The organism is Methanococcoides seepicolus, from assembly GCF_023684405.1.
GTDB classification, from domain to species: Archaea; Halobacteriota; Methanosarcinia; order Methanosarcinales; family Methanosarcinaceae; genus Methanococcoides; species Methanococcoides seepicolus.
This window is the reverse complement of record NZ_JAGSOI010000142.1, coordinates 1-1,198: the sequence shown is the minus strand read 5'-3', so window position 1 is coordinate 1,198 and position 1,198 is coordinate 1. Positions and strand designations below refer to the sequence as shown.

Annotated in this window: 1 protein-coding gene; it reads left to right on the top strand. The window is 41.2% G+C overall.

Going from position 1 to position 1,198, the window contains the following annotated elements; translation table 11 throughout:
• A partial coding sequence (locus tag KDK67_RS14105) for a S8 family peptidase (protein WP_250869479.1) occupies nt 1-1,198 on the top strand: 1,198 nt, incomplete at both ends.

The window sequence follows — 1,198 nt, the reverse complement described above, 5'->3', positions numbered from 1 at the left end:
GTATTGACCGTATGTTTATTGATCGCAGGGATGGTAATTCCAGTTTCTGCGTTCGTACCATCGGTGAATGCTCATGATATTTATGAAGAATTGACTATAGATATACCAAAGAGTGGCTTATACGTACCTGACGAGATCATTGTCAAGTTTGATCCAGGTCTTTCAAATGAAAAGATAGCAAATATAAATGCCAGAAATGGAGCTACAGAAAAATACACAAGCCAATATGCCGGTTTCAAAGTTCTGAAGATCCCACAGAAAAAGAACGTTGAAAGGATGGTCGAGATCTACAGTAAGAATCCGAATGTGGAATATGCGGTTCCAAATGCCATTACAACGGTTTTCACAGATGATCCATATTACAATTACCAATGGAATTTATACAGTGATCATGGTATCAATGTTGAACCTGCATGGGTAAACACCACCGGGAATGGTGTTATCGTCGCTGTGCTTGATACTGGAGTTGCCTACGAGGCTTATAGGCAATATAAAGTTGCCCCGGATCTTGTTAATACTAAATTTGTAGCGGGATATGATTTTGTCAATAATGACGATCATCCAAATGATGACCATTCCCATGGTACTCATGTTGCAGGAACAATTGCACAGAGTACTAATAATGGTCTTGGGGTTGCAGGAGTAGTATATGATTGTTCTATTATGCCTGTAAAAGTGCTTGATAAGAGTGGAAGCGGAACACTTTTAGAATTAGTAGATGGGATATACTTTGCAACCGAAAATGGTGCAGATGTCATAAGTATGAGCCTTGGTTACCCACCCAATTATTACCCGGGTGCTGTCTTAGATAATGCACTTGACTATGCAGACGAACATGGTGTCACCATTGTAGCAGCTGCAGGCAATGATGGAACAAATATTACTAGCTATCCTGCTGCCTATGAGAAATGTATTGCAGTCGGAGCAACAGGTTATGATGGGAATTTAGCACCATATTCGAATTATGGAATGGAACTTGATGTGGTAGCGCCTGGTGGAAATACGGAGCAGGACCTGAACGGAGATGGATATGTAGACGGGATACTTCAGAACACTTTTAATCCTGGCACTAAAGACCCTAAAGACTTTGGTTACTATTTCTTCCAGGGTACTTCCATGGCAGCTCCACATGTTTCAGGTGTTGCAGCTCTATTGATATCTCAGGGTGTCTCTAATGGTGAAGTGAGAACTGCGCTTG